General features: G+C 66.1%; 23 protein-coding genes. 10 read left to right on the top strand and 13 right to left on the bottom strand.

Features of this window, described 5'->3' with window-relative positions:
• Positions 1-160 precede the first annotated feature (160 nt).
• The 7 genes from ACZ5PO_RS06960 to ACZ5PO_RS06930 form a co-directional block, all read right to left on the bottom strand.
• The gene (locus tag ACZ5PO_RS06960; protein ID WP_464191646.1) at positions 161-1111 is read right to left on the bottom strand and encodes a CobW family GTP-binding protein; all 951 of its coding nucleotides are present in this window, start codon (positions 1109-1111) and stop codon (positions 161-163) included.
• Positions 1111-2700: a hypothetical protein gene (locus tag ACZ5PO_RS06955; RefSeq protein WP_464191644.1), complete on the bottom strand. Its 1590-nt coding sequence runs from the start codon at positions 2698-2700 to the stop codon at positions 1111-1113. Before ACZ5PO_RS06955 ends, ACZ5PO_RS06960 begins: the two co-directional genes overlap by 1 nt.
• A 12-nt stretch (positions 2701-2712) precedes the next feature.
• Positions 2713-4140 carry a metal-dependent hydrolase family protein gene (locus ACZ5PO_RS06950; protein ID WP_464191642.1) on the bottom strand — a complete coding sequence of 476 codons (1428 nt, stop codon included), beginning with the start codon at positions 4138-4140 and terminating at the stop codon, positions 2713-2715.
• 17 nt (positions 4141-4157) lie between these two features.
• Positions 4158-4994 carry an ABC transporter ATP-binding protein gene (locus tag ACZ5PO_RS06945; RefSeq protein ID WP_464191640.1) on the bottom strand — a complete coding sequence of 279 codons (837 nt, stop codon included), beginning with the start codon at positions 4992-4994 and terminating at the stop codon, positions 4158-4160.
• Positions 4991-5812 (bottom strand): ABC transporter permease, encoded by an 822-nt coding sequence (locus tag ACZ5PO_RS06940; protein WP_464191638.1) that lies wholly within the window; start codon positions 5810-5812, stop codon positions 4991-4993. Before ACZ5PO_RS06940 ends, ACZ5PO_RS06945 begins: the two co-directional genes overlap by 4 nt.
• A complete protein-coding gene (locus ACZ5PO_RS06935) occupies positions 5809-6840 on the bottom strand; it encodes an ABC transporter substrate-binding protein (protein ID WP_464191636.1) in 1032 nt (343 codons plus the stop codon). Before ACZ5PO_RS06935 ends, ACZ5PO_RS06940 begins: the two co-directional genes overlap by 4 nt.
• Before the next feature lie 513 nt (positions 6841-7353).
• On the bottom strand, positions 7354-8370 hold the full coding sequence (locus tag ACZ5PO_RS06930) for a formamidase (protein WP_464191634.1): 1017 nt from the start codon (positions 8368-8370) through the stop codon (positions 7354-7356).
• A 241-nt stretch (positions 8371-8611) separates the two neighbouring features.
• On the opposite strand from ACZ5PO_RS06930, the gene ACZ5PO_RS06925 reads away from it, so the two are divergent.
• The 4 genes from ACZ5PO_RS06925 (at position 8612) to ACZ5PO_RS06910 (ending at position 11463) form a co-directional block, all read left to right on the top strand.
• The gene (locus ACZ5PO_RS06925; RefSeq protein WP_464191631.1) at positions 8612-9979 is read left to right on the top strand and encodes a CmpA/NrtA family ABC transporter substrate-binding protein; all 1368 of its coding nucleotides are present in this window, start codon (positions 8612-8614) and stop codon (positions 9977-9979) included.
• A 12-nt stretch (positions 9980-9991) separates the two neighbouring features.
• Positions 9992-10321: a nitrile hydratase gene (locus tag ACZ5PO_RS06920; protein ID WP_464191629.1), complete on the top strand. Its 330-nt coding sequence runs from the start codon at positions 9992-9994 to the stop codon at positions 10319-10321.
• Positions 10322-10347: 26 nt separating this feature from the next.
• On the top strand, positions 10348-10623 hold the full coding sequence (locus ACZ5PO_RS06915; RefSeq protein ID WP_464191627.1) for an SH3-like domain-containing protein: 276 nt from the start codon (positions 10348-10350) through the stop codon (positions 10621-10623).
• A 177-nt stretch (positions 10624-10800) separates the two neighbouring features.
• Positions 10801-11463: a nitrile hydratase subunit alpha gene (locus tag ACZ5PO_RS06910; RefSeq protein ID WP_464191625.1), complete on the top strand. Its 663-nt coding sequence runs from the start codon at positions 10801-10803 to the stop codon at positions 11461-11463.
• Here ACZ5PO_RS06910 and ACZ5PO_RS06905 read toward each other — a convergent pair.
• Positions 11397-12407, bottom strand: coding sequence for a LysR family transcriptional regulator (locus ACZ5PO_RS06905; protein WP_464191623.1), 1011 nt, complete (start codon positions 12405-12407; stop codon positions 11397-11399). The two genes, ACZ5PO_RS06910 and ACZ5PO_RS06905, sit on opposite strands and share 67 nt — an antisense overlap.
• Positions 12408-12608: 201 nt before the next feature.
• Here ACZ5PO_RS06905 and ntrB point away from each other — a divergent pair, with 201 nt between their 5' ends.
• Positions 12609-13454: a nitrate ABC transporter permease gene (ntrB, locus tag ACZ5PO_RS06900; RefSeq protein ID WP_464191620.1), complete on the top strand. Its 846-nt coding sequence runs from the start codon at positions 12609-12611 to the stop codon at positions 13452-13454.
• Between the two features lie 5 nt (positions 13455-13459).
• Positions 13460-14365 (top strand): ABC transporter ATP-binding protein, encoded by a 906-nt coding sequence (locus tag ACZ5PO_RS06895; RefSeq protein WP_464191618.1) that lies wholly within the window; start codon positions 13460-13462, stop codon positions 14363-14365.
• On the opposite strand, the gene ACZ5PO_RS06890 is transcribed toward ACZ5PO_RS06895, so the two are convergent.
• From ACZ5PO_RS06890 to ACZ5PO_RS06875, 4 genes are all read right to left on the bottom strand, one after another.
• On the bottom strand, positions 14272-15027 hold the full coding sequence (locus ACZ5PO_RS06890) for a class I SAM-dependent methyltransferase (protein WP_464191616.1): 756 nt from the start codon (positions 15025-15027) through the stop codon (positions 14272-14274). The genes ACZ5PO_RS06895 and ACZ5PO_RS06890 overlap by 94 nt on opposite strands.
• Positions 15028-15079: 52 nt before the next feature.
• Complete coding sequence (locus tag ACZ5PO_RS06885) at positions 15080-16354, bottom strand: MFS transporter (protein WP_464191614.1); 1275 nt, start codon at positions 16352-16354, stop codon at positions 15080-15082.
• A 5-nt stretch (positions 16355-16359) separates the two neighbouring features.
• Positions 16360-18465, bottom strand: a complete 2106-nt coding sequence (locus ACZ5PO_RS06880; RefSeq protein ID WP_464191612.1) for a TonB-dependent receptor — start codon at positions 18463-18465, stop codon at positions 16360-16362.
• Positions 18466-19113: 648 nt separating this feature from the next.
• The gene (locus ACZ5PO_RS06875; RefSeq protein ID WP_464191610.1) at positions 19114-19962 is read right to left on the bottom strand and encodes a helix-turn-helix transcriptional regulator; all 849 of its coding nucleotides are present in this window, start codon (positions 19960-19962) and stop codon (positions 19114-19116) included.
• On the opposite strand from ACZ5PO_RS06875, the gene ACZ5PO_RS06870 reads away from it, so the two are divergent.
• The 3 genes from ACZ5PO_RS06870 to ACZ5PO_RS06860 all read left to right on the top strand — a co-directional run bounded on the left by ACZ5PO_RS06870 (position 19962) and on the right by ACZ5PO_RS06860 (position 22787).
• Positions 19962-20222 carry a hypothetical protein gene (locus ACZ5PO_RS06870; RefSeq protein ID WP_464191608.1) on the top strand — a complete coding sequence of 87 codons (261 nt, stop codon included), beginning with the start codon at positions 19962-19964 and terminating at the stop codon, positions 20220-20222. The two genes, ACZ5PO_RS06875 and ACZ5PO_RS06870, sit on opposite strands and share 1 nt — an antisense overlap.
• A 443-nt stretch (positions 20223-20665) precedes the next feature.
• Positions 20666-21451 (top strand): enoyl-CoA hydratase/isomerase family protein, encoded by a 786-nt coding sequence (locus ACZ5PO_RS06865; RefSeq protein WP_464191606.1) that lies wholly within the window; start codon positions 20666-20668, stop codon positions 21449-21451.
• 115 nt (positions 21452-21566) lie between these two features.
• The gene (locus tag ACZ5PO_RS06860; protein ID WP_464191604.1) at positions 21567-22787 is read left to right on the top strand and encodes an ABC transporter substrate-binding protein; all 1221 of its coding nucleotides are present in this window, start codon (positions 21567-21569) and stop codon (positions 22785-22787) included.
• 46 nt (positions 22788-22833) lie between these two features.
• On the opposite strand, the gene ACZ5PO_RS06855 is transcribed toward ACZ5PO_RS06860, so the two are convergent.
• On the bottom strand, positions 22834-23742 hold the full coding sequence (locus tag ACZ5PO_RS06855) for a LysR family transcriptional regulator (protein ID WP_464191602.1): 909 nt from the start codon (positions 23740-23742) through the stop codon (positions 22834-22836).
• A gap of 311 nt (positions 23743-24053) precedes the next feature.
• Between ACZ5PO_RS06855 and ACZ5PO_RS06850 the strand changes: the two genes are divergently transcribed.
• Entirely contained in the window at positions 24054-25238 is a 1185-nt protein-coding gene (locus ACZ5PO_RS06850) for an ABC transporter substrate-binding protein (RefSeq protein ID WP_464191599.1), read from the top strand.
• The last annotated feature ends 70 nt before the right edge of the window (positions 25239-25308 follow it).

Below are 25308 nucleotides of genomic sequence, written 5' to 3'. Positions count from 1 at the left end.
CGTGCCTCCCCCCGAAGCCATTCCGCCTCGGCGCGCGGCACCGATTGCAGATCGCGTTGAGTGAAGAGCGTCCAGCAGATCGCCGTCTGCTGGACGCGATCTGCCAGGACCGGATGAGCCGGATGGCGGCCTGCGTGGCGGGGCGCTCAAAACGCCGCTCCTATGGCACGCCCGGCAGCGCGCTGGAGCCAGCGTGAGGGGCCTTGTCGTCGGCGGCTGGGGCGGCCAGACCTTCTTTCACCAGGCGCTGCAACGACAGCTTGAAGAGCTCGCGGCTAATGAACACGAGGCGCCCTTCGCGGGGCGGCCTGCCGTCATAGGGCTCGATCGTCAGGCGCGTGCGCACGCGCTGAACCTCGCTCCACCGACCATCGACGCGCACGATTCCCTTCATGCGGAAAACCTTGGCGCCGAGCCTGTCCGACAGCGATCGAAGCTGCTGTTCGGTCATGTCGCTCACGGTGCGCGAGACGCTCACATAGCCGTGGGCGGCGTGCCCTGAGGGCTCGCCACTCTCCGCTTCGGCCCTCGACGACGCCAGAAGCGCCGGGAGCGTGGCTTCGGACTTGCGGATGTCGAGCAGAACGGCCTGCGGGTTGAAGCTCGCAGCGAATGCGCGCCAGCTCGAGACGCTGATCGGGTCTGCGATGTCGCTCTTCGAGAGCGCGATGACCCCGGCGCGCGCGAGCGCGTTGCAATAACTTCGGTCGCGCGTCGCCTCATCAGGCGCGAGCGTGCAGTCGCCGATCACCACATGCGCCCGGAGGCTGACGAGGGGCGCCAGCAGAGCGATCTGGCGGCCAACGGGCGCTGAATCGGCCGCTCCCGATGTCTCGATCACGACCACATCCACCGCGTATTTCGTGACGACCTCGCGGACCGCAGGCACCAGCTGATCCTGCGTGACGCAGCAGATGCACCCGTTGCGTATTTCAACGATATCCGGGACGTAGGGGGCGAGAAGATCGCCGTCGACGCCGACCTCGCCAAACTCGTTGACGACGACGCCGAACTTGACCTTCGGATTGTCGCGCACGAGCGCGCGGACATAGGTGGTCTTGCCGCAGCCCAACGTGCCCGACACGAGGATCACGGGCGTCTGCAACGCCATCACAGCAACTCCGCAAATGCTTCGACGGCGCGACCCCGCACGATCACGTCGGCGACCACCCTCCGATACTCCGGCGGGTCGAGGTGCGCGGCGCACATCTGGAGCGCCGCAGGGAGATCGGCGTCGGCCATCAAGGCAAGGCTCGACACGACGGCCGGGATGACATCGCCGGGAGCGCCGTCCGGCGCGAGCAGGACGTCTGACAGGCGCATCCTCATGTCCACCGAATGGCGATGCTCGGCGAGCGCTTCGGCCCGCCGGGTCGTCGACTTGGCGAGCGCCGTCTCGCCGCGCAGGGCGTAGGTGCGTGCGAGAACGACGAGCACGTCGCCGGGCAGCCTATGCTCGACGGCAGAGAGGCGCGACAGGTGGCGCCGACTGACGCTGGCGCTCTGGCCGAGCTCGGAGAGGAGCCGCTCGGCCAGGATGTTGCGGACGGCCCCGGGCATCGCCAGCAAGGCGTCGAGCAGACGGTCGATGTCGTCGGGCGATACGGCCGGCCGCTCCGCGAAGCGCCGGATGAGGATGGTGAGTATGCGAAAGCGCCGATCGAGATCGATCCTTGCCCAGGCCGCGCCGCGAAGAGGACGGACATCGTCATCCGAGAGGCGGGCTGCGGCGATCTCGGCCGCGAGATCGGCATGGCCGAGCCCGAATGCGAAGGGCGAGATGCGAAGCCTGAGTGCGAGCGCGCGGCGCAGGAGCATGATCCGCACCTCGCGCCGCCAGGTCGGTCCCGCCAGGGCCGACGCAGCCTCGATCAGCCCTGCGATCTCTTGGGGCTCCGCCCGTTCGGCGCGGCGGCTGAGGAGGTGCACCGGGCTCGGCGCATCGCTCATTCCACCGGGCGCGGCAGGCGGGCGCGAGAGCTTGATGCCGGCGTCGGCTTCAACGAGCCCCGTAGCGTCGCGCGCCGACAGATAGATCTGCGCGCCGGAGGCGGAGAGCTCGACGGCACGACCGCGAACGCTCCGTTGCAGATCGCGCCAGGCCGCATCGGTGAGCCGGCCGGATGCGGTGGCAAACTGTTCCGCATGGCGCCCGCACAGGAGCCCGAAGCAGAACGCCGCAAAAGCGCCCGCGACCGCAGACTGATCGTCGCTCCCGATGAAATCGGGAGCGGGAAGGCCGTCGTTGCGGCCCGCCCGTTCGGCAAGCGCGACCGCGAGCCGCGTGCGCGCCGGATCCAGAAGGACCGGCAGGCAGGCATCGCTTTCGGCGACGACGCTGCTCTCGAGCGCCATGGCGACCTGATCGTGAAACCAGGGATCGCGGGAGTGCGCGAGGAGGCCGCTCAGGCAACGTGCGCCCAGAATGCGAACCGCCATCTGCGGCTGGACGGCGAGCATGCCCCGCGCCAGATCAAGACGCGCATGCGGCCGCAGGTCGGCCAGAAATTCCTGCGCTCGGGCGCCGTCGAGGCGTGCCAGGAATGCGAGCGTAAGGCCGGCGGCGGCCGGGTCACCGCCGTCGCTCTCGGCCAAACGCACAAGCCTCTCATCGGCTGACGGCTCGAGGGCGCCGGCCGCGGCCAGCGCCTCCATCTCGACCGCAAGCTCGATGATCCTCTCAGGCGATCCGGCCTGCATCAGCACGGCTTCCTAGGCCTTGGTGCTCGTCACGATGCGCTTGCCGAGCGCTCCATTGTCGTAGGGCGAACGGTGAGTCAGCAACTCGTCGAGCGTCTCCAGCTTTTCGAGCTGGGCCATCATGGTCGCGCGCGAGACGGGAACGGCGCGGTTGTTCTCGGCCGACAGCTTGCCCTCGAGATACACCTTCTCGATGACGCCCGGCCTGGTCAGCACCGCAATATCCGCGAGCGGATCTGCCCCGAGCACGAGGACATCGCCGCGCTTGCCAACCTCGATCGTGCCGGTGCGGTCGTCGATCCACAGCGCCTTCGCGGCCCGCCCGGTGGCGGCCTGGAGCGCCTCGTTCGTCGACATGCCGAAGCGGACGAAGAGGCCGAGCTCCCACGCCGCGTCGCCGTGGTAGGTGAAGGGCATGCCGGTATCGCTGCCCAGAACGATCGGCACGCCGGCCTCATGGGCGAGGCGGAAGTTTCGCTCGATGCTCTCGCCGACGAGCTGGGCGCGGCCGACGATGAACGGGTTGATCTTGCGCTGGAATTCTTCCCAGTGCTCAAAATAGATCTTGTAGAAATAGCTCAGCGTCGGGGCCCAGAACGTGCCCTTCCGGGCCATCAGGTCGTAGTTCCCCATGTAGTCGGTGTCGTCGAACTTGCCGCCGTCGATGCGCCGCTGCAGCTGCCAGCTTCCATGCGCAAGGTTCGGCTCGAATTCCCAACCGATGGGCGCTCCATGGACGATGAGGTCGACGCCGTTCTCGACGGCAAGCTTGACGCCGGGGCCGCCATAGGCGTGGCAGTGGACGGGCGCGCCGGCCTTGTGCGCTTCGTCGACCATGGCGGCGATCTCGTCCGCGGTGAGCTGGACGCGGCTTTCGACATGGCCGGTGAGCATCTCGCTCGTGGCCATGATTTTTACGATGTCGGCGTTGCGATAGATGCTGATCTGCTCGCGGACGGCGCGGCGCGCGTCGTCGACGCCGGTGACCTCGCGCGGGCCGAAGAACATGCCGCGGGCACCCGTGCCGACGATGGCGGGGCCCGACACGAGCAGGCGGGGCCCCGGGATCACGCCGTCGCGCAGCGCGCGGCGCATCTCGAAGGGCAGGTCACGGCGCGCGAGCGGCTCGAAGATCGTCGTGAAGCCGTTCTGAATCCACCACCGCAGATACGTGGTGGCGCGCATCGCCAGGTATTCGTCGGGGATGTCGAGAATGTTGCCCCAGTCCACCTCGCCCGCCCACATCGCGATGTGGACGTGGACGTCGATCAGGCCCGGCATCACCACCTTTCCGGTGCAATCGACGATATCGGCACCTTCCGCCGGCAGGTCCCGGCCGATCTTCGAGATGGTGTGTCCGTCCATCAGCACGGACACATGCTCGAGCACGTCGCCGTTTCCGACAATGACCTTGGCGGCGTCCTTCAACAGGGTCGGCATCGCGTTCTCCTCGAGAGCTATTCGGCGGGGGCGCGGACGGGCGCGCCGGCAGGTTCTTGCGCGTCGGCGCTGTCGTCTTCGAACGGATCGATCAGCGCTTCGAGTTTTCTTTGGGCGTCTGCGAAGGCCGGCGAATAGCGGTCCTTCAGCTCCGGCGCGGATACGTCGAGGTCCTCGACGATCCTGGAGGGCCGTCCACCGAGCACGATGATGCGCTCGGCGCACACCAGCGCCTCCTCGATGCTGTGCGTCACCATGATCATCGTGGTGTTGCGGCTCTCCCAGAGGCTGCGGACGAACCGCTGCATGCGGCGGCGCAGCGCGACGTCGAGGGCGCTGAACGGCTCGTCGAGCAGGAGCGCTTCAGGCTCCGCGGCAAGGGCGCGCGCGATGGCCGTGCGCTGGCGCATGCCGCCGGAGAGCTGGTGCGGATAGCGCGAGCGCGCCTCATGGAGCCCGACGGTCCTGAGCAGGTCGTCGATCCGAGCGGCCGTGGCGGAATCATATCTGCCGGACATGCGCGGGCCGAAGGCGACGTTCCTCTCCACGGTGAGCCAAGGAAACAGGTTCGGCTCCTGGAAGATCATCACCAGTTGCGATGTGGGCGCGGAGATCTGCTTGCCGCGATACAGCGCACCACCCGCGCTCGGCAGCTGAAAGCCACCCAGAATCTTGAGAAGCGTCGTCTTCCCCGAGCCCGAGGGGCCGAGCAGGCAGACGAATTCGCCCGCCTCGATCTTGAGGTCGATGTCGTCGAGGGCAACGACCGTGTCGCCCTTGGAGCCCTTGTAGGCCACCGTGACGCGGGAGGCCTCAACGAGCGCCGGCGCCCGCGCCCTGTCTTGAAGCCTCATACGCGCCACCAGAAGACGTACTTGCCGATCGTCTTCAGGACGACGTCGATGAGGAAGCCGCACAGCCCGATGACGAGCATGCCGAACATGATGAGCTGGCTGTTGAAGAGGTTCCGTCCCATCATGATGATGGTGCCGAGGCCGTCGCGCAGCCCGATCATTTCGGCCACGAGCACGGCCATCCACGCCGCGATGAAGTTGATCCGCAGAAGGCCGAACACGCCGGGCAACACCGCTGGAAACACGACGAACACCCAGCGCTTCCAGGTCGGCGCCCCGAGGTTCTCCGCAATGATGTGATACTCCGGCGGCAGCCGCTCGATCTCGGCCAGGGTGGCGATCGTCAGGATGAAGTAGACACCCATGAACACGATGAACATCGCGGTGAAATTGTTGATGCCGAAGACCACGATGGCGATCGGAATCCAGGCGATCGGCGCGATCGGCGCCATGAGCCGGAGAATAGGCGAGACCAGCATCGTGACCGTGCGGGACATCCCCATGCAGACGCCGGTGATGACGGCCGCGATGAAGGAGATCGCCATTCCGCACATGACGCGGAACAGGCTCGACACGACGGCTTGCCAGACTGGCACCGCCTGAGAGCCGAGCCCGATCTTGAACGAGCTTTCCGCCAATGCGGTCAGGAACACCGACGGCGGCGGGGCGACCGCGGCGATCGCGGTGCCCTGCTGGCGGCCGATGTATTCCCAGAACGCCAGGACCGTGCCCACGGACAGCGTTCCGAGGGCGACGGCCCGGAAGCCGTCGCCGCCCCGCTGCGCCGCCGACAGGATACGCGGCGGCCGCTCGCTCACTTAGAGCCCTCGAGCTTCTTGGCGCCCTCGAGCTTCTTGATCATGTCCATCCGGTAGATGTCGGTGGCTTTGATATTGCCCTTCATGTAGCCGAGGGCGGTCAGATCATCGACCACCGACTGGATGGACTGGATGTCGACGGTGAAGGAGATCGGCTCCGGCGCGTTCTGGAAGGCCGACAGCAGGACGTCCGGGCTGACGCGATAGTACTGGGCGTCCTTCTTCGTGACGAGCGACACCGCCTTCTTCGGATCGCTGTTGATGATGGCGGCACCGCACATGGCGCCCTTGAGATAGGCTTCCACGATCTGCGGCCTGTCCGTCAGCGTCTTCTCGAGGACGCTCAGCACTGTGTTGGGCGTGTGGGGCGTCCACACCGCGGCGTTGTCCGTGATCAGCGTCGCGCCCTTGTTGACGATGAAGTCGGTGGTGTAGGGCTTGATGTGGCTGAGGACGTCGGCCTGGCCGCTGCGGAAGGCGTCGACCATGGCGAGCAGGTCGTCGAAATTGACGATCTCGACCTTGTCCGGCGCGATCCCCTGCTCCTTGAAGATGCGTGTCAGGATCAGCTCGAGCGTGTCGCCCTGGAGCGAGGCGAAACGCAGCTTCTTCTGCGGATGGCCCTCGATATAGGCCTTCAGATCGGCGATCGACTTGATGCCGAGCGAGCCGTCGGCGATGACCTGCATGATGCCCCAGCCACCGGCACCTGCGATGGTGCGGATCGGCACACCGGCGTTGGCCGCGAAGAACGGCAGCGTGAACGGGTTGATGCTGAAGTCGATCTCGCCGCCGGCCAGTGCCGCGTTGTTGTCGCCCGGATTGGCGAAGAACACCGTCTCGACGTCGAGGCCCTCCTTCTCGAAGCATCCGGCTTCCTTGCCCACGAAGAGCGGCGCCATATCGAGAGCCACGAGATGGCCGACCTTGATCTTGGTCAGTCCGGCGGCGCCGGCCGGCGCCGTGGCGAGCACGAGCGTCGTGGCGGCGATGAGAGCGTCCCGCGTGAGCTTCCTGAGCGTCGACATGTATGGCTTTTCCCCTGTCTCTGCAGCGCGCAGCGGGCATGGCAGAGATGAATATCCAGGAGAATGAAGCCGATCGATGTAAGTCGTACCAGTCCATATTTCAGACGGAACTTGCATTCCGTGCGGGCAGTCGATTCGTAATGTCGAGATTAGAAACGCTAATTTGCAATCTGAAGGCTCTGCTGGCGACGTGCTACTCTCGGCGAGTGCCTGGGATCCAGGATGCATCGGCCGTCACTGCGCTCGTGATCTGATGCAAATCTGCACGTGGCCGTGCAGAAATAGGTCTTTCCTCCCCGCCCGCCGGGACACGATAGTCGTATATTCTGCGCGCGAACTGCTGGGGGCTCCAATTGCCGCGTCACCGAGATCTTGACGGTCTTGTCTCGGCGGAGCCGCTGCGGCGGTTGATCCTCCCCCGCTGCGCGGAGGAGGATCAACCGCTTGTTCCCGCCGCTCCGCATTGTCATGGCCCGCCCATCAGATCCCTGCCGGGCTCGACAGGGAGGCGCCTCACTCGGCGGCCTCGCTCGGGCGTTCGCCGTAGATGCGGGTCGGCGCAGGGAAGCCGCAGGAGGTGCCGTCGGTGACCTTGACCTGGCCCTCCCACGGCAGCCGGTACTTGCCGGCTACCATGTCATGCATGAAGGTGTAGGGGCAGTCCCGCGCGCCGCCCTTCACGGCCACGTAGGCGCGATGGCCGAGCTGATAGATGTTGTTCTCGACGCCCCAGTTGATCCGCGCCTCGCGGACGAGGTCGGGCCGCACTTCGGCTGTGATGATCTCATCTGGCCGGCCGGTCTCACCGTGGGCGATGACGGTGCCGTCGAAGTTCACGATCATGCCCTCGCCCATGGAATCGAAGGTGCCGTCCGAGCCGCACATGCAGACGTTCGCCGTGACCATCAGGTTCTGGAACGCGTTCGCCTGGTTGGTGAAGCGCCAGCTCTGGCGGATCGGCGCCGTGTAGCCGGCGGTGCGGATCATGATCTCGGCGCCCTTGTAGGCACATTCGCGCGCCATCTCCGGGAACATGCCGTCGTGGCAGACGATGAGCGCGATCTTGGCGCCGCGCGGCCCGTCGATCACCGGAATCCCGAGATCGCCTGGCTCCCAGGGCTCGACCGGAACCCAAGGGTGGAGCTTGCGGTAGTTGAGCCGGATCTCGCCCCGGTCGTCGATGATCAGGCCGGTATTGTAGGGCATGCCGCCTGGATTGAGCTCCATGATCGAGAAGCAGCCCCAGATCCGGTTGTCGATGCAGGCCTGACGGAAGGCGGCGACCTCCGGCCCATCGATCCGGCACATGATCTCCGGATTGGTGTCCATGGACAGGCCGTGCAGGGCGTACTCGGGAAACACCACGAGATCCATAGTGCCGAGATTGCGCCGGGCTTTGCCGACCATCTCGACGATCCGCTTCGTCTGGGCCGCGAGATGGTCACGCGTCACCACTTTGGGAAGCTGGAGCTGAACGAGGCCGATGACCACGCCGTGCTCCGATTTGTTCAAGCCTCCAAGCCCGTTCATGGCGCCCTTCCGATCAGAGTTTGTTCCGCTGCAAGATGGATCAATCTGGTCGATACCTATAGTCTAAATTCTGCTCGGAGCTATGCCCGCAAAAGAAGCTCACGGAACTGATTGCGACATTAGGATATCTAATAAGTCATTTCGTTCCCAGACGTCCACCATTGCTCGGCGCGACGTGAGGCGATTGGCACAGTTGTTGCGGCAGCTGGACACGAGCCCATCCCTTTACGGACCCAGCGATATGGCCGATCCAGACCACCCTTATAAGCTCAGCCGGCGCTGCGCCTGCGGTTGCGGCTCGCTCGACGAGCATCGCGAAGCGCCCGGACACGCGGCGGGCCGCAACGCCGGCGAGGGGGTCGAAAGGCGCATCGATCGGATGGTCGAGACCGCCATGCTCGCCGCAATCGCGCCGGAGCCCATGTTCCGCCGCGCCTTCCTGAAGGCTGTCGGGGCCTCGACGGCGCTTGCCGCGCTCGCAGAGCTCCTGCCGCTTTCGGCCGCCAAGGCGATGGCGCAGGAGGCCGGCAAGCCCGAGAAGGCCAAGCTCAATGTCGGCTACGTGCCGATCACGTGCACGGTTCCGCTGCTGCTCGCCCAGGCGATGGGCGAGTACGGCAGGGAGGGGCTCGAGGTGAGCCTCGCGCGCACGCCCGGCTGGGCGATCGTGCGCGACAAGCTGCTCTCGGCCGAGTTCGATGCCAGCCATCTGGTGCTAGCGATGCCGATGACCATGTCGATGGGCATCGGCGGCCCGGCCCTCAATACGTACGTGTCCACCGTGCAGAACGTGAACGGCAACGCCATCACGCTCAGCGTCAGGCACAAGGACCGGCGCGACCCCAAGGACTGGAAGGGGTTCAAGTTCGGCGTTCCGCACCAGCATTCGATGCACGCCATGCTGCTGCGCTATTATCTCGCCGAGCACGGCCTCGATCCCGACCGTGACGTCGAGCTCAGGGTGTTCCCGCCGCCGGACTCGGTGGCCAACATGGCCGCAGGCAATCTCGACGGCATGCTGTTCGCCGAGCCCTGGGGCCAGCGCGCGGTGTTCGAAGGGGTCGGTTTCCTGCACATGCTGACGCGCGACATCTTCCCCAACCATCCCTGCTGCGTGGTCTCGGTTACCGACAAGCTCATCCGGGACAACCCGAACAGCTACGGGGCGCTGTTCCGCGCCGTCGCCCGCGCGACCGAGTTCGCGGACAAGCAGGACAACCGCAAGCAGGTGGCCGAGCTGCTTGCGCCGGCGGCCTATCTGAACCAGCCCAAGACGGTGCTGGAGCAGGTGCTCGTGGGACGCTACGCGGACGGCCTCGGCAGCGTGGTCAGCGAACCCGACCGAATCGGATTCAAGGCGCTTCCGCACCAGTCGACGGCGATCTGGCTGCTGACGCAGCTGCGGCGCTGGGACATGGTGCCGGCCGACACCGACTACCAGGCGATGGCCAGGCAGGTGTTTCTCTCGACCGACGCCGCCAAGCGCATGCGGGACATCGGCTTCGAGGCGCTGGCGGAGGACACCTTCAAGCCGGTCGTCATGGGCAGGACGTTCGATCCGTCGGCGCCCCAGGCCTACGTCGACAGTTTCACCATCAAGCGCACCTGACGGAGGCACCCCGTGACACGCGGCTACCATGACATCGGCGGGAACGCCGCCGGCGCCATCCCGATCGTCGAGCTGCCCTGGCTGCAATGGGAGAAGCAGGTGGAGGCGATACGCAACCTGTTGGGCGACGGCACGCGGCGCATGATGTCACTCGACGAGCTGCGCCGGGGCTTCGAATCCTTCGGCGAGGACAAGTACAAGAAGCTGTCCTTCTATCGCCGGCGCCTCGAGGCGATGATCGACGTGCTGATCGAGAAGGAGGCCTTTACGCGCGCGGAGCTCGATGCGGCGATCGCCGATGCCCGCGCGCGCTGGGAGCCATCGGTTCCCTGCCAGCCGTGACACCACGTTTCGACGCCGGGGACAGGGTGCTGGTTCTCGATCTCGGCAAGCCCGGGCATGTCCGCACCCCGTTCTACGTACGGCAACGCAGCGGGGTGGTCCTGCATCGCTGCGGCGCCTTCCTGAATCCCGAGGACCTCTCGATCGGCGACGTCGGAGGTCCGGTCGTCCCGCTCTACCGGGTCGGCTTCGCGATGACGGACCTGTGGGAGGACTATCAGGGCTCGCCGGCCGACATGCTCTGCATCGAGCTCTACGACCACTGGCTTGTTCCGGCGGACGCCGCCGCCGGTGCGGGCTGACAGCAGCGCCGGCCGCGGGCCGGCGCGGCGCTTCCGGAGCATGTCCCCGACCGGCTCGCCGGTCCGAGCGGCGGCGAATGCTTCGGGCCTCGATCCCGCCAGCGTCTGCCTCAGCCGGTTGGCACTGGGCGGGGGCGTTGGCGTCGAACCCTCAACCGACACCGTTGGGAGGCTGACATGAGCAACCAAGAGCACACGCACGACCACGCGCATCCCCATGGCCACGCGCATGACGCTCACGAGCCCCTCGTCGTCGAGGACGAGGCGGGCAACATCGAGGGACAGATCCTGGTCGATGCACTGCAGGCGCTGCTCGTCGAGCGGGGCCTGATCTTCCCGGGTGAAGTGCGCCGCGAGATCGAGCGCATCGAATCGCCGGGGGTCCACCTCGGCGCCAAGATCGTGGCACGTGCCTGGGTCGACGACGGCTTTCGCAGACGACTGCTTGCCGACGGCAAATCGGCCGTCGCCGAGCTCGGCATCGGCGTCGGCGAGGCGCAGCTGATCGTGGTCGAGAACGACGCCGACACCCACAATCTCGTCTGCTGCACGCTTTGCTCGTGCTATCCGCGTTCGATCCTCGGGCAGCCGCCAGCCTGGTATATCAGCAAGGCCTACCGCGCGCGCGCCGTCCGCGAGCCGCGGGGGGTGCTCAAGGAGTTCGGCCTGGCTCTGCCGGACGGCGTTCGCGTGCTGGTTCACGACAGCAACGCCGACATGCGTTACCTCGTGCTGCCGCAGCGGCCTGAGGGAAGTGAGGCGCTCGGCGAAGATCAACTGGTCGGGTTGGTCACCCGCGACTGCATGATCGGCGTGTCGGTGGTCGGCCCGCTGGCGTAGCTGCCCTCGCCGTTCCTCAGATGCAGCGGCGTGTAGCGCATCAGCTCGTCGGCCATGCGAATGTTGTCCGCGACCTCGATGAAGGCCTGCACCGCGGGGGGCTGCGGCTCCCGCTCGAGCACCATCATGCCGATCGAATTGGTGATCTCGGGCTCGACGAGGGGGACGGCGCGGGTCTGGCTCCAGTCTCCGACCATCAGGAAGAACGTGTTCGGCACCACGGCGAACCAGTGACCGGGCCGCACATGAGAGCAGAGGGCGAGCGCACAGTTCGTCTCGAGCACCGTGCGCGGCGAAACCCCGACGCCGGCGAAGACACGGTCCAGTATGCGGCGGTTCTGCATGTCGGGTGTGAGCATGCACAGCGGCAGCCGGCCGGCCTCCGTCCAGGTGACGGACGGCCTTCTGGCAATGGCGTGCTCTGCCGGCGCGATCAGGAAGTAGCTTTCGTCGTAGAGGAAATAGGGCCGCAGGCCCGTCGACGCGCCATGGTCGAGGTAGTTGATGCCGACGTCGATGTCGAAGTTCTCAAGTCCTCGCTTGAGGTTCGTAAAGTTGAGCGAGGTCACGGAGACGCTGACGTCGGGATGGAGCTTGTTGAACGCCGTCGTTATGATCGAGATGCCGGGCATCGCGACCGGGATCACGCCGATGCGCACGTGGCCGCTGAGCTCGTCGCCCGCCGACGCGATGTCCTGGACCAGATGCTCGTGATGATCCAGCGTCCGGCGCGCGAAGTCGAGCACCATCGCGCCCTGGGGGGTGAAGCCTCCGAAGCCCTGATTGCGGCGGTCGATGATGGGGACATTGAAGTCGGCCTCGAGCTGCCGCAGGGCCTGCGACAGCGCCGACTGCGTGATGCCGCATTCGGCGGCTGCCCGGCCGAAATGGCTGTGGCGCGCAAGAGCGACGAGATAGCGGAGCTGCTTCAAGTTGAGAGCCATGCTTTGGGACGTCCTCGATGCGGCCGCGGGCGGCCTGAGCGGCTTGTCGCAAGTTGAGAGCGCCCCATGGTTGGATGACGTCGTCCGACTGCACGGACATGCTCTCATGTTCTAGCCTGGAGCGCTTCTCCTTGTGTGGGTGAAGGTCACCCGGCCGGGTAGCGCTCTGACGAGCGATTAAACTTATCACAGGAGCTTAGCGTGAGAAGCCATGGTTCCCTGCGGGCGGCGATCCTGTCGATCGCGATCCTGGCGGGCCTGATCTGTCTCTGGCACGTTGCCACGATACCCGCTCGCGTAACGGCCGGCGACATCGACCCCGAATATGCCGCTCTGGTCTCGGGCGGGGCCACGGAGGGCAAGGGAACCGCGTTCCCGACCCCTGCCGCCGCCGCCTCGACGCTTTGGGGACATCTCAAGGATCCTTTCTACGTCCGCGGTGCCAACGATCAGGGCATTGGAATCCAGATCGCCCATTCGCTCGTGCGGGTGCTGACGGGCTACCTGCTCGCGGTCGGGGTTGCCATCCCGCTCGGCTTTCTGATCGGCATGTCGCCGCTGCTCCACCGCGCGCTCGACCCCTTCATCCAGATCCTCAAGCCGATCTCGCCGTTGGCCTGGATGCCGCTCGCGCTCTACACGATCAAGGATTCGAGCGTCTCGGCCATCTTCGTGATCTTCATCTGCTCGCTCTGGCCGATGCTGATCAATACGGCCTTCGGGGTCGCCAGCGTCCGGAAGGAATGGCTGAACGTCGCCGCGACGCTCGAGGTCGGCGTGCTCCGCAAGGCATTCTTCGTGATCCTGCCGGCGGCCGCTCCCACCATCATGACGGGCATGCGGATCTCCATCGGCATCGCCTGGCTCGTGATCGTTGCGGCCGAGATGCTCGTGGGCGGCACGGGCATCGGCTATTTCGTCTGGAACGAGTGGAACAACCTCTCGATCGCCAACATCATCACCGCCATCCTGCTGATCGGCTTCGTCGGGATGGCGCTCGACGTCGCCCTCGCGCGAGCGGCCCGCGTCGTCGCGTACCGGGAGTAGGTGTCATGAACGGGAAGCCGCTCATTTCGATCGAGGCTCTGGCGCGCCGCTATCCCACGCGCGGCGGCGGCGAGACGACGATTTTCGAAGACCTCTGGCTGCCCATCCGCAAAGGCGAGTTCGTCTGCCTGATCGGCCATTCCGGCTGCGGCAAGACCACCATCCTCAACGTCTTGGCAGGCCTGGAGCAGCCATCGGACGGCGTCGTGATCGTGGATGGACGCGAGATCTCAGGACCGAGCCTCGACCGCGCAGTGATCTTCCAGGGTCATTCGCTGCTGCCCTGGATGACCGTGATGGGCAACATCGCCTTCGCGGTGTCGTCGCGCCATCCGGACTGGCCGAAGGACAAGGTCAGGGCGCACTGCCAGAGATATATCGACACCGTGCATCTCACCGGCTCCGAGCAGAAGCGGCCGGCCGAGCTCTCCGGTGGCATGAAGCAGCGCGTCGGCATCGCGCGCGCGCTCGCGATCGAGCCGAAGATGCTCCTGATGGACGAGCCGTTCTCGGCGCTCGACGCGCTGACGCGCGGCGCCCTGCAGGACGAGGTGCGCCGGATCTGCACGGAGACCGCGCAGACCGTCTTCATGATCACCCACGACATCGACGAGGCGATGCTGCTCGCCGACCGGGTCGTGCTCATGACCAACGGCCCCGAGGCCAAGATCGCCGAGATCGTCGAGAACACGCTGCCGAAGGATCGCAAGCGTGCCGACGTCCATCGCCATGAGGCTTACTATGCGCTCCGCAATCATCTTCTCGAGTTCCTGGTGACGCGCTCGAAGAGCTTCGCGTCCGAGGCCGGCGTGACGCGCTACGATCCGCGCCGCCCGCCGGTCGTTCGACCGGGCGTGGCACCCGGGCGCGGCGTCTCCTTTGCACCGGCGTCTATCCGAGATGCGACGTAGGCAGACGGCGGCGAGGGGGCGAGCGCCGGCTTGCGGAACACGTGCAGGTAGCCGCCGCTCACCACCGCCTCGCTGCACTCCGTCGCCAGCCCGGCCGCGGCGCCCCAGCGCGCCAGTGTCGCCGGGTCGTCGCAGCGCATGCGCGGCGTCACCGGCCCGAACACCCAGCCGCACCGCTTCGACCAGTCCTCGGCCATCGTCAGGATCGCCACGGTGCCGCCGGCCTTGGCGACGCGCGCCATCTCGGCGACGGCCGCCGCCGGCTCGGGAAAGAAGAAGAAGGCGTTCAGGCAGAATACCTTGTCGAAGCCGCCGTCCGGCAGCGGTAGCGCCGCAGCGTCGCCGAGCGTCAGCGTCAGCCGTCCGGCGCGAACGGCGTCGGCATTGACGGCCGCGGCCGTTCGCAGCATGTCGGGGCTGTGATCGATGCCGGCGCCGCGGCCGCCGGCGGCCAGCGCCCGCCTCAGGAACACGCCGCCGCCGCAGCCGACGTCGAGCACGGCGTCCTCGCGGCGGGGCGGCAGGAGCGTCAGCGCTGCATCGAATCCCGGCTTGTGCCCCACCGGGTAGCGGTAGAGCAGCCGCCCGATCCAGCCCGACGGCTTGCGGGCGATGCTGTCGGTCAGCCGCTCGCGCCAGGGGCGTTGCGGGGGCGCCGTCATGTCTTCGCCTTGAGCATGGTCTTGTCCAAAAACCGGTGTCCACTTTTGGGGATCATGCCCCGTCCCCCAGCGTCGCGGCGGGGACCGCGCGGCGCGCCCACACGACGATGAGCCCGACCGCCGCCACGGCCGCCACGGCGCCCAGAAACGCCACCGCATAGCCGAACAGCCCGGCGAGCCAGACGGCGACGCCGGCGATGGTCATCTCGCCGAGCACGCTGGCGCTCTGGAGCGCGGTCACGTCCGTTCCCGCCTGGCCGCCCGCACCGCCGAAGCGCATGGCCAGCGTCGAGGCCGCGACCGAGACCATGCCCGCCCCGGCGCCCAGCAGCACGGTCGCCGGCACGACGACCGGCCACGAGCCGGCGAGCGATCCCGAGGCGATGCCGTACCAGGCAACGAGCGAGACGGCGGCGACGGCGAGGCCGGCGAGCATCGTCCGCCAGAGCCCGGCCCGGCGCATGAGCATGGCGGCGAGCGGCGCGCCCAGCACGATCAGGGCAACGCCGGTGAGCGCGGCGATCCAGCCGATCTCGCCCGTGCCCCAGCCCCGGTCGACGAGCAGCAGTTTCGACAGGCCGATGCCGCCCGCGTTGGCGGTGCCGTAGACCAGCGCCAGCACCACGAGCGGCCAGACGCCGCGGCGGCGGAGCACGGCTGTCAGCCGCGCCGGGCCGGCGATGGGCCGCGCGCGGGCCGCCGGCTCGGTCCACGCCAGCACCGGCAGGAGCGCCAGAACGAGCACCCCGGCCAGCGCCAGCAGGGCGATGCGCTCGCCCCAGAGGTCGACGAGGATGAGCGTGCCGGCGCCCCCGATCATCACGCCGGCCATCATGCCGGCGACCTGGAGCGCGTTGGCGACGCCGAGGGCGGCCCCCCGAAGCTGCTCGGCGGCGAGGCCGTCGGTCGCGGTGTCCTGCGTCGCCGCCGCCAGCGAGCCGACCAGCAGTACGGCGATGAGGGCGAGGGCGCCGCTCGCCTGCGGCGGCACGAAGGCGAGCACGACGAAGCTCAGGGCGAGCACCGCCTGCATCGGCACGATCCAGCTGCGCCGCCGTCCCAGCCGTTCCGACCAGTGGTTGTCCACGACCGGCGCCCAGAGCAGCTTCAGGATCCAGGGCAGGCCGGCCAGCGGCGTCAATGCGATCACCTCGAGGCCGACGCCGACCTGGCGCAGCAGCACGGGCAGCGCCTCGAAAGCGAAGCCGATGGGAATGCCCTGCGACAGGTAGAGGCCGCCGATGCGCGCCAGCGTGCCACGGCTGCCGCGGGTGCTGTCGTCGGCGAGCGCGCCGAGGCCGTCGGCGGGGCGGGAGGTCGCGTCCATGGCGCTCACCACCGGGCCGCGACGGTCACGCCGACGGTGCGGCCCTGCGCGGCCACGCCCATGTCGGTGCCGGCATAGTTGAAGTATTGCCGCAGATAAGTCTCGTCGAGCAGGTTCTTGGCCCAGATCGTGGCGTGCCAGGTTTTTCCCTGGACGCCCAGCCGGGCGTCGACGAGATGCGTGTCGCCCTGCCGGTAGCTGTTGGCCGGCGTGAAGGAATAGCCGGTGCGGAAGGCGTAGTCGGCGGCCGCGACGAGATCCAGGTCCGCCGTCAGCGGGCTGCGCCACCGGAGGCCGCTGGTGATGCTGTGGTTGGGCGCATAGGGCAGCGGATTGCCCGAGTAGTCTTTACCCATCACGGTATCAACGAAGGAATCATATCTGGCGTCGAGGTATCCGTAGCCCGCGGTCAAGGTGAGATGCTCGGTGACGCGGGCGCCGGCTTCCAGCTCGAAGCCCTTGGAGGTGGCGGCGGAGGCGTTGCGGATCACCCGGGTGAACGGCGTCGTGTAGATGGCCGTCTGCTGGTCGCTCCAGTCCACGTAGAACACCGATGCGTTCAGCGTGAGCCGGCCGCCGAGCCAGGTGGTCTTGGCGCCGCCTTCGTAGGAGGTGGTGAGCTCCGGGCGATAGCGGTTGGCCGTGCCGTCCGCCTCGATGTAGGGGCTGATGCCGCCCGACTTGAAGCCCCGGCTCACCTTGGCGAAGACCTGGCTGCCCTCGGCGATGTGGTAGACGGCGGTGAACTCGGGCGAGAGGTTGTTGAAGGAGGCGGTTCCCGCCGCCCGTCCGGGCATGCCGAACATGTATGTGCCGCTCGGGCTCGAGATCTCCGAGACGGTATCCTTGGTCTCGTAAGTATAGCGCAGGCCGCCGATCAGCTCGATGCCGGTAGCGAAGCGGTAGGCGACCTCGCCGAAGGCCGAGTAGGTATCCGTCGACTGGTCGAAGGTATTGCGGCTCCACAGGGCGCGGGGAACCAGGGCGCTGTCGAAGAACTGCGCGGCCTCGAAGCGCTCGTGCATGTAGTACAGGCCGCCGGTCCAGCGGAACGGGCCGCCCGTGGTGGAGGTGAAGCGCAGGTCCTGGCTGAACTGGCGCTGGTTTTCGGTCTGCGCCTGGCCGATGGAGGGCGTGGGGGTGAAATCGCCGTCGAGCACCGCATCCATGGTGTGGCCGCGGAACGCCGTGATCGAGGTCACCCTGAACTGGTCGAAGCTGTGGTCGAGGCGCGCCGAGACGCCGCCGATGTCGAGCCTGTTGGCGGGCGCAAGGTCGTGGGTGGCCTTGTAGCCGAAGGCCAGCGGCAGCGGGGCATACCACAGGCCGCCGTCGTCGCGGTTGCGCGAATAGTCGAACGAAAGCTTCAGGTCGGTGGCGTCGCCGAGCCGTCCGGCGGTGACGAAACGGGTGGCGAGCGCGCCGACGTCGCTCACGTCCCGGCCGGTCGGCAGGTTGGCGATGTACCCGTCCTGCCCCGTCCAGGCCGCGAAGCCGCGGCTGCTGAAGCCGCTGCTGCCCAGCGGCGCATCGAACGCCGCCTGCAGCCGCCCGCCAGGACCCGTGCCGAACGTCCCCTCGGCCTCCAGGCCGGGCTCGGTGCCGGGGCCGCGCATGATCAGGTTGACGGCGCCGCCGATGGTGTTCTTGCCGTAGAGCGTCGCCTGCGAGCCGCGCACGATCTCGACCCGGCTGGTATCGGTGAGGAAGGTCGGATAGCCGAACGGCCGGGCGATGTAGACGTCGTCGAGGAAGACGCCGACCGCCGGCTGCCGGTCGACGCCGCCGTCGATGCCGAGCGAGCCGACGCCGCGGATCGTGAACGGGCCGCCTTGCGAGCTGAACACCGTATTGACGCCGCGGAACGCGGCGTCCTCGAGCGTATCGACCTTGCCCTTGCCGATGTCGTCGCCCGGGACGACGGTGACGGCGACCGGCGCGTCCTGCACCGCTTCCTCGCGCCGGCGCGCCGTCACCGTGATCGGGTCGAGGGCGATCACGGCATTGTCCGCCGGCTGCGCGGCCGCCTGGGCGCGGGCCTCGTCCGGCAAGGCCGCCGCCGCCACCGCGAGCCCGGACATGAGAATGGTCGACGACAGTCTTGAACGCATCGAAATAGCCCCTCACCGTGCCTCGGCACTTAGGGCGGCCTGCGCGCGCCCTTCAACGCCGCAGGTGTTCGGGATCGCGACTCGCTTGTTCGGGATCGCGCGACGGGGGCAATGGCGGGCTATTCGCAAGACGTCCGACGTGCCGGTGAAGTCGATCGTTGCCGAACATGTGCGACGCGACCGGCGATCGACGGTTGGAATCGATCTGGCGCGCAAGCAAGGACACGACCTGGCGGCTTCGATACTGCGGAGCAGTCTGTGCATTCGCCGCGCAACTGCTAGGCATTCGCTCACTGCGCCGGGCGAGCCGGGGTTCCTCTCTCTCTCTCTCCCACGAAGTGCTATCGAATGCACACATCTCGTAGCGGCCGATTTTGCTGTCGTTGAGGCGGCGGGAGCCGACCCCCACCAGTCCCTCCGCTGCGCTCGGTGAGCCTCCCCGGAAGGGGGGAGGCCGTTCGGATAGCCGGCTCGCCAACTCTCCCAAGGTCGCAATCAAGCGCTCCTCCCTCCCCCACGAAGTGGCGGGGAGGGGCAGGGGTGGGGGGCGGTCCAGCTTCTCCAAGATCTAAAATCAAGGGCTGACAAGTAGGATCGAGCCCTCTTACGTATTCGCAAACGAAGCGCTCCAGATTCAAAATGAATGCGCTACGGCAGGCGGGGCCGGGATGGGCGCAGCGCGGTGGGCGGGACGCCGAAGCGGCGGCGGAACTCCGTCGCGAAATGGCGCTGCTGGTAGCCCAGCGCCCGGGCGACGAAGCCGATGGAATGCTCGCCTGCCTCCAGCATGCGCTTGGCCTCCTCCAGCCGCCGGTTCTTCACGTAGGAATAGACGGGCTGGCCGAAGAGGTCGCGGAAGCCGTCGCCGAGCTTGCGCGCGTTCAGGCCGACGCGGCGGGCGAGCTCGGTCACGGTGGGCGGCGTCGCCACCTCCGCATGCAGGATCGAGCGCGCCTCGTAGACGCGCTCGATGTCGCGAATGGACCAGCCATTGGGTCGCGGGGCCATGGCGCGCAGCGGGCAGGAATCCTGCACCTCCTGCAGCGCGTGGGCCACGCATTCCAGCGCCTTCGCCGTCAGGAAGCAGCGGCGCGCGGCGCCCGTGAGCGAGCAGGCGTGCATCTGCCACGCCAGCGCCTTCATGACGCTGGGGCAGGGCCCGAAGTTGGACGCGCTGAGCCGTTCCAGCAGCGCATACCCCTCGTCGCCCAGCACGTCGTTGAAGCTCTCGGACGGGATGCGGATGAAGACGGCCGACAGGCTGCCGTCGTTGAGGGCGGTATGGCGCGTCGCAAGGGATGCGTGGGAATGGAAGACGGCCGTGCTGCCGCCGGTCCATTGGTTGCGGCCGAAGGCCTCCTGCTCGACGGCGACCTCTCCCTCCAGGATGGCGCCGAGCCAGTAGCCCGCGCCCACCGTGCTGTCCCACGTGTGCCCGCGCGCCACCGGGGCGCTGTCGAGAAACACCTCGATGCCGGAGGAGGACACGATCTCCATTGCCATACCCCACGGCCGCCGCAGCGCGGCCAAGTTTAGAACCGTTCGATTTCATCAATTATATCAGCATCTTACGTGAGTACGCAACGCGCCGCGATGGCGACCTCGACGATAGCGTCGGCTCACCGGCCGTTTCGGAGCTGGCTCGGCGTCGTTCCCGTATGCCGGGCGGCGGCGGCGGGCCGCCAATCTCGATCACTTTGCAAAAGGTGGCAACGTTCTGGAGATTGGGACAACTCATCGATCCAGCCGATATTTGAAATGCTCAGCGTCAGGGGAGTTATCGCGGGGAAGAGGCGATAGTCTAACGCTCTCCAGATGGGCCCCCGTGGCTGAGGATGGTCCCATCACGGTGATGCCGGCACCAGATCCGCGAGTACAAATGTGCTGAACCTATCGGATGCGACGGAGCCCTCTCCTGTGCGACTCCAAAATTCGGATCGCATATAATCAGAACGCTTAACTACAGCTAGAATACAACGACGACGATTTGCTGATCGACAATGCCTCGTCGAAGATTGCAAGCATGATTTGCCGAGTTGCAACGTTGCGGCCTGTCGCGTTGCAAACGTCGCCGACCGATTGCCGGGTAATAGAGAAGCACTGGCTGACAGAGTTCAGGGGCGCCCGCTCGCGCCTTCTTTCGTGGCAACGGGCCGGGGCAGCGGGGCCGTAGCGTAGGGTTCTTGTCGAGGTTGAAAGAATGACAATTGAAACAGAATACAAAGTTGCCTGGGAACAGGACGGTGCCGTATTCAAGATAAATCGACCACAAAAATTGAACGCCCTCACGAAGCCAGTTCTCGATGGCTTGGCGGCTTGCCTCGATCGCTTGGAAGATGTCTCCGGCCGGTACTTGATCATCCTAGGCGAAGGTGAGCGTGCTTTTTCCGCAGGGACCGATCTTGGCGAAATAGATTACAAGACGGCTGGGGCTGCGGAGGAGCGCGCCGATTTTGCGCGTCGTCTATTCTATAAGCTTTCTCAAGCCCGGGTCATCAGTGTGGCGGCTCTCAACGGCGCGGCTTACGGCGGTGGTCTTGAGCTCGCCCTGGCGTGCACCTTCCGAATTTCGTCGCCGGACGTCCGGCTCTCTCTCCCCGAGATCAAATTGGGAGCGATGCCGAGCTATGGGGGTACACAGTTCCTGCCCGCGTTGATCGGCGCTGCTCGTGCGCTCGATCTGATGATAACGGGGCGATCTGTCGACGCGCACGAAGCGCTCGGCATGGGCCTGGTTACGAGGATTGCCAGCACCGATGAGCCGCTGCTCGTTCAAGTAAGGTCGTTCCTGGCCGGTGTTCTGTCGTCCAGCCCGGTCGCGGTTCAAGGCATTCGCGCCGCGGTTGCGAGCGCAGGGCACGCTGTGAGTGAGGCTGGGCTCGACGCCGAGGGCCGGGCAGTCGGTCATGTCTCGGCGAGTCGTGAGGCGCGAGAGGGCATTTCGGCATTTCTGGAGAATCGATCCCGCGCGCGTGGCTCCGACTGACAAGGATCACACGCGGCCCGTCGGGCGGGGTCGGCGGGATCACCGACGAGCAATTATTGCCGCGGTCGCCTGGGAACGGCCAGGGCGGACAAAAAAACCAGTGGGAGGGAATGACATGAGACGGTTCGGGGCAATGATGGCAGGCGGCGTGGCGCTGGTGCTCACCGCCGTGAGTGGCGGCTTGGCCTACGCGCAGAGCGCCGCGTCGGGGCCGGTCAAGATCGGCGTCATCAACGACAAAGCCTCGATCTTCGCTGACTTCGGCGGCCAGGGGTCGGTCGTCGCCGCTCAGATGGCGATCGACGATATCGGCGGCTCGCTCCTCGGCCGCCCGATCGAGCTCGTGTCGGCCGACCATCAGAACAAGCCCGACATCGGCCTGGGCATCGCGCGGCGGTGGTTCGACGTGGACGGCGTGGACGCGATCTTCGACGTATTGCACTCGGGCCTGGCTCTGCCCATGCAGATCCTCGCGGAGGAGAAAAACAAGCTGGTCTTCTTCTCGGGCGTCAACAACATCGACATGACCGGAAAACGCTGCTCCGAGCACGGCTTCGTCTGGGGCTACGACAGTTATTCGCTGGCCAATGTCAACGTCACCGGCATCATGCGCAAGCCGGGGACCGAGAGCTGGTATTTCATCACCACCGACTACGCGTCGGGCCACAACCTCGAGCAGGATGCGATGAAGGTCGTCGCCAAGAATGGCGGCAAGGTCGTCGGCAAGATCCGTTATCCGCTCGGCACCAGCGACTTTTCCTCGATCCTGCTGCAGGCGCAGGCGTCCGGCGCGCAGGTGATCGCGCTGGCGGCCGGCGGCGCCGACATGCAGAACATCCTGAAGCAGGCCCGCGAGTTCGGCCTCACGCAGCGGCTGGCGCCGTTGTTCCTCACCACCATCGACATCAAGGGTCTCGGCCTCGATCTGGTGCAGGGAGCCTCCGCCGTGTTCGGCTATTATTGGGATCAGTCGGACGGGACGCGCGCCTTCGCCAAGCGCTTCGAGGCCATCCACAAGCGCAAGCCGACCGACGTCCAGGCCACCGTCTATTCCAGCGTGCTGCACTACCTCAAGGCGGTGCAGAAGGCCGTCAGCAAGGACACCAAAGCCGTCACCGCGGCGCTGAAGGCGCTGCCGGTCAACGACTTCATGACCAAGGACGCCGCCATTCGCGACGACGGCCGGCTGCTCCGCGACATGTATTTCGCCGAGGTGAAGGCCCCGGACCAATCCAGGTACGATTCCGACTATTTCACGATCGTTGCCACCATCCCGGGCAAGGACGGGTTCCGGCCGGCCGCCGAGAGCGAGTGCCCGCGGCTCGCCAAGCGCTGATCCCGTTCGCCTTACCAGCAATCAGGGGCCGACCGCGGCATTCGTCTTATGCGACGACAAATCCCGGTTGCGAGCAGAGGCAGCCCTCAAGAAATTCTTTGAGCGCACGAACCCGAGGTAACCTGAACCTATGGCGCGGCCATACAAGATAGATCTTCCTGGGCTCCATGGATATGTCCTGGGAAATCCGCACAAGCCGCCCCTCGTTCAGGTCGCCGACGATCGTGAACTCCGGCAGGCTGGCGATGCCCAAGCCTGACAGGGCGACCTGGCGGACGGACTCGACGTCGCTGAGGGTCATGCAGGGCTTGATATGAAGGTTCTGCGTAACGCCCCTGTATGCGATCTGCCAGACTGTTTGGGGTGCATAGGTTCTCAGGGCGAGGCACGGGGCAGTCAGCAAATCCGCTGGTTCATTCACGGGGTGCCGGTCAAGGTATTTCGGTGCGGCGCAGACGACGACGTTCATCTCCCCGACCAGCTTCGCATCCAGTCCGGACTCATGAGGCTCGGCAAGCCGAACGGACAGATCGTAGCCCTCGGCCAACAAGTCGGCGTACCGATCAGATAAATCCACGTCGAGGCGAATGAGCGGATGCTGTTCGACAAAGCGCCACAGACCCGGCAGAACCACGACGCGCCCGAGCGCAGAGGGCATCGTCAGCTTCACGTTACCGCTCACGGCGGTCTCCAGGCCATTCAGCTCGGCTTCAGCTTCCATGAGACCGCTGACAAGGACGCGTGCGGCAGCCCTGTAGTGGATCCCGGCCTCAGTCAAAACGACACGCCGCGTCGTACGTTCGAGCAGTCGATGACCAAGCTGACGTTCCAACTCGGAGACGCGCCGGCTGGCTGTCGACTGGGTGACGCCAAGCTCACGCGCGGCAGCCGCAAACCCGCCCACCTCGATCACCTTGAGGAAGGTCGCGACATTCTGAAGATTTGGCTCACTCATCGATCAAACCGATATGTGAAATGCCTGCGCCAGGGGGAGTTCTCGCGCGAGGAGAGGCATAGGTTGCGTCCTCCAGAGTTGGTCCCGCAGGGAGCCTACACGACGATCTCGGGGACGGCATCGGACCGCTTGAACCTCCTGAGGGGTAGCTTCCATCGATGCGCCAGGTGAGAGACGAGCTTGGCCGCCGTTCAACGCGAACGTCGGCCGGCCGTCAAGGAAGATGCGCCCCCTCCGCTCGAGGGGGCGGAAAACGATTATCGATCTAGCCGAACAGCGGACTCAACCGCGCGGGAATAGGGGAGGATGACATGAAGAGTAGCTATCTGCTCGCGGTATTCGCTTGCGCCGTCGCCTGGCCGGGGGCCGCCACGCGCGCCGCGGATGCGACTCCTGGTGTAACGCCTTCCGAGATCAAGGTTGGACAGACAATGCCATACTCCGGCCCCGCCTCGGCCTACGGCGTCGTGGGTCGTGCGGAGCTCGCCTACATTCAGATGATCAATGACGCGGGCGGCGTGAATGGGCGAAAGATCAATCTCATTTCGCTGGACGACGCGTATAGCCCGCCAAAAACTGTCGAACAGACCCGCAAGCTGGTGGAGAATGACGGCGTCGCGCTGATATCGGGAAGCCTCGGCACGCCCACTCAGCTTGCGGTTCGAAAGTATCTCAACACCAAGGGTGTCCCGCAGGTCCTTCTCTCTGCCGGCGCGACGGTCTTTGCAGACCCTGCCAACTATCCGATGACGATGGGCTGGCAGGCGAGCTATCGAGAGGAGGCGATCGCGTATGCGAAACGAATCCTGGAGAAGCAGCCGGGCCAGACGATCGCGCTGATGTACGCAAAGGACGATTCGGGCAAGGACTTTGCCGATGGGTTCAAGGCGGGGTTGGGAGACAAGCTCTCTCTGCTCGTTGCGGAGGCGACATACGAAACTGCCGATCCCACGATCGATTCCCAGGTCCTTCGGTTGAAGGCGAGCGGAGCTACTGCTTTTTTCTTTCACGCTACGCCAAAATTCGGCGCACAGATCATCAAGGCCTCCTACGACTTCAACTGGCGGCCGCAGACCTACGTAGCGAATACCGCGAACAGCATCGCCGGCGTGATCGAACCGGCTGGCTATGAGAAGGCGCAAGGGATGATTTCGGCGGCCTTTCTGAAGGACCCGAACGATCCGCAGTGGGCCGACGACAAGGAGATGATCGCGTGGCGCGAGTGGATGGCCAAGTACTATCCCGGTGGTGACACCAAAGACATCCTCAACGTCTATGGATATTCCCAAGCGGCAACGCTCGTCAAAATACTGGGGCAGTGTGGAGACGATTTGTCCCGGAAGAACATCATGTCAAAGGTCGCCAACATGAATTTCCGCGTATCCATGCTTCTGCCGGGCGTCGACCTGCGCACCTCGCCTGACGACTATCGTGCGATGAAGACTGTCAGGCTGATCGAATTCAAGGGCACCCGTTGGCATTTGTTGCCGCAATAACGGGCCGGGGTCAGAATATAGAGAGAATATTGTGAGGCCAATCACAGCCGTTCGCCCGGCCGGATGGCCT

The sequence above is a fragment of the Chelatococcus sp. KU-N122 genome (genome assembly GCF_055391085.1).
Note: the sequence above shows the minus strand (reverse complement) of the source record. Positions and strands in the feature narration are given on the sequence as shown.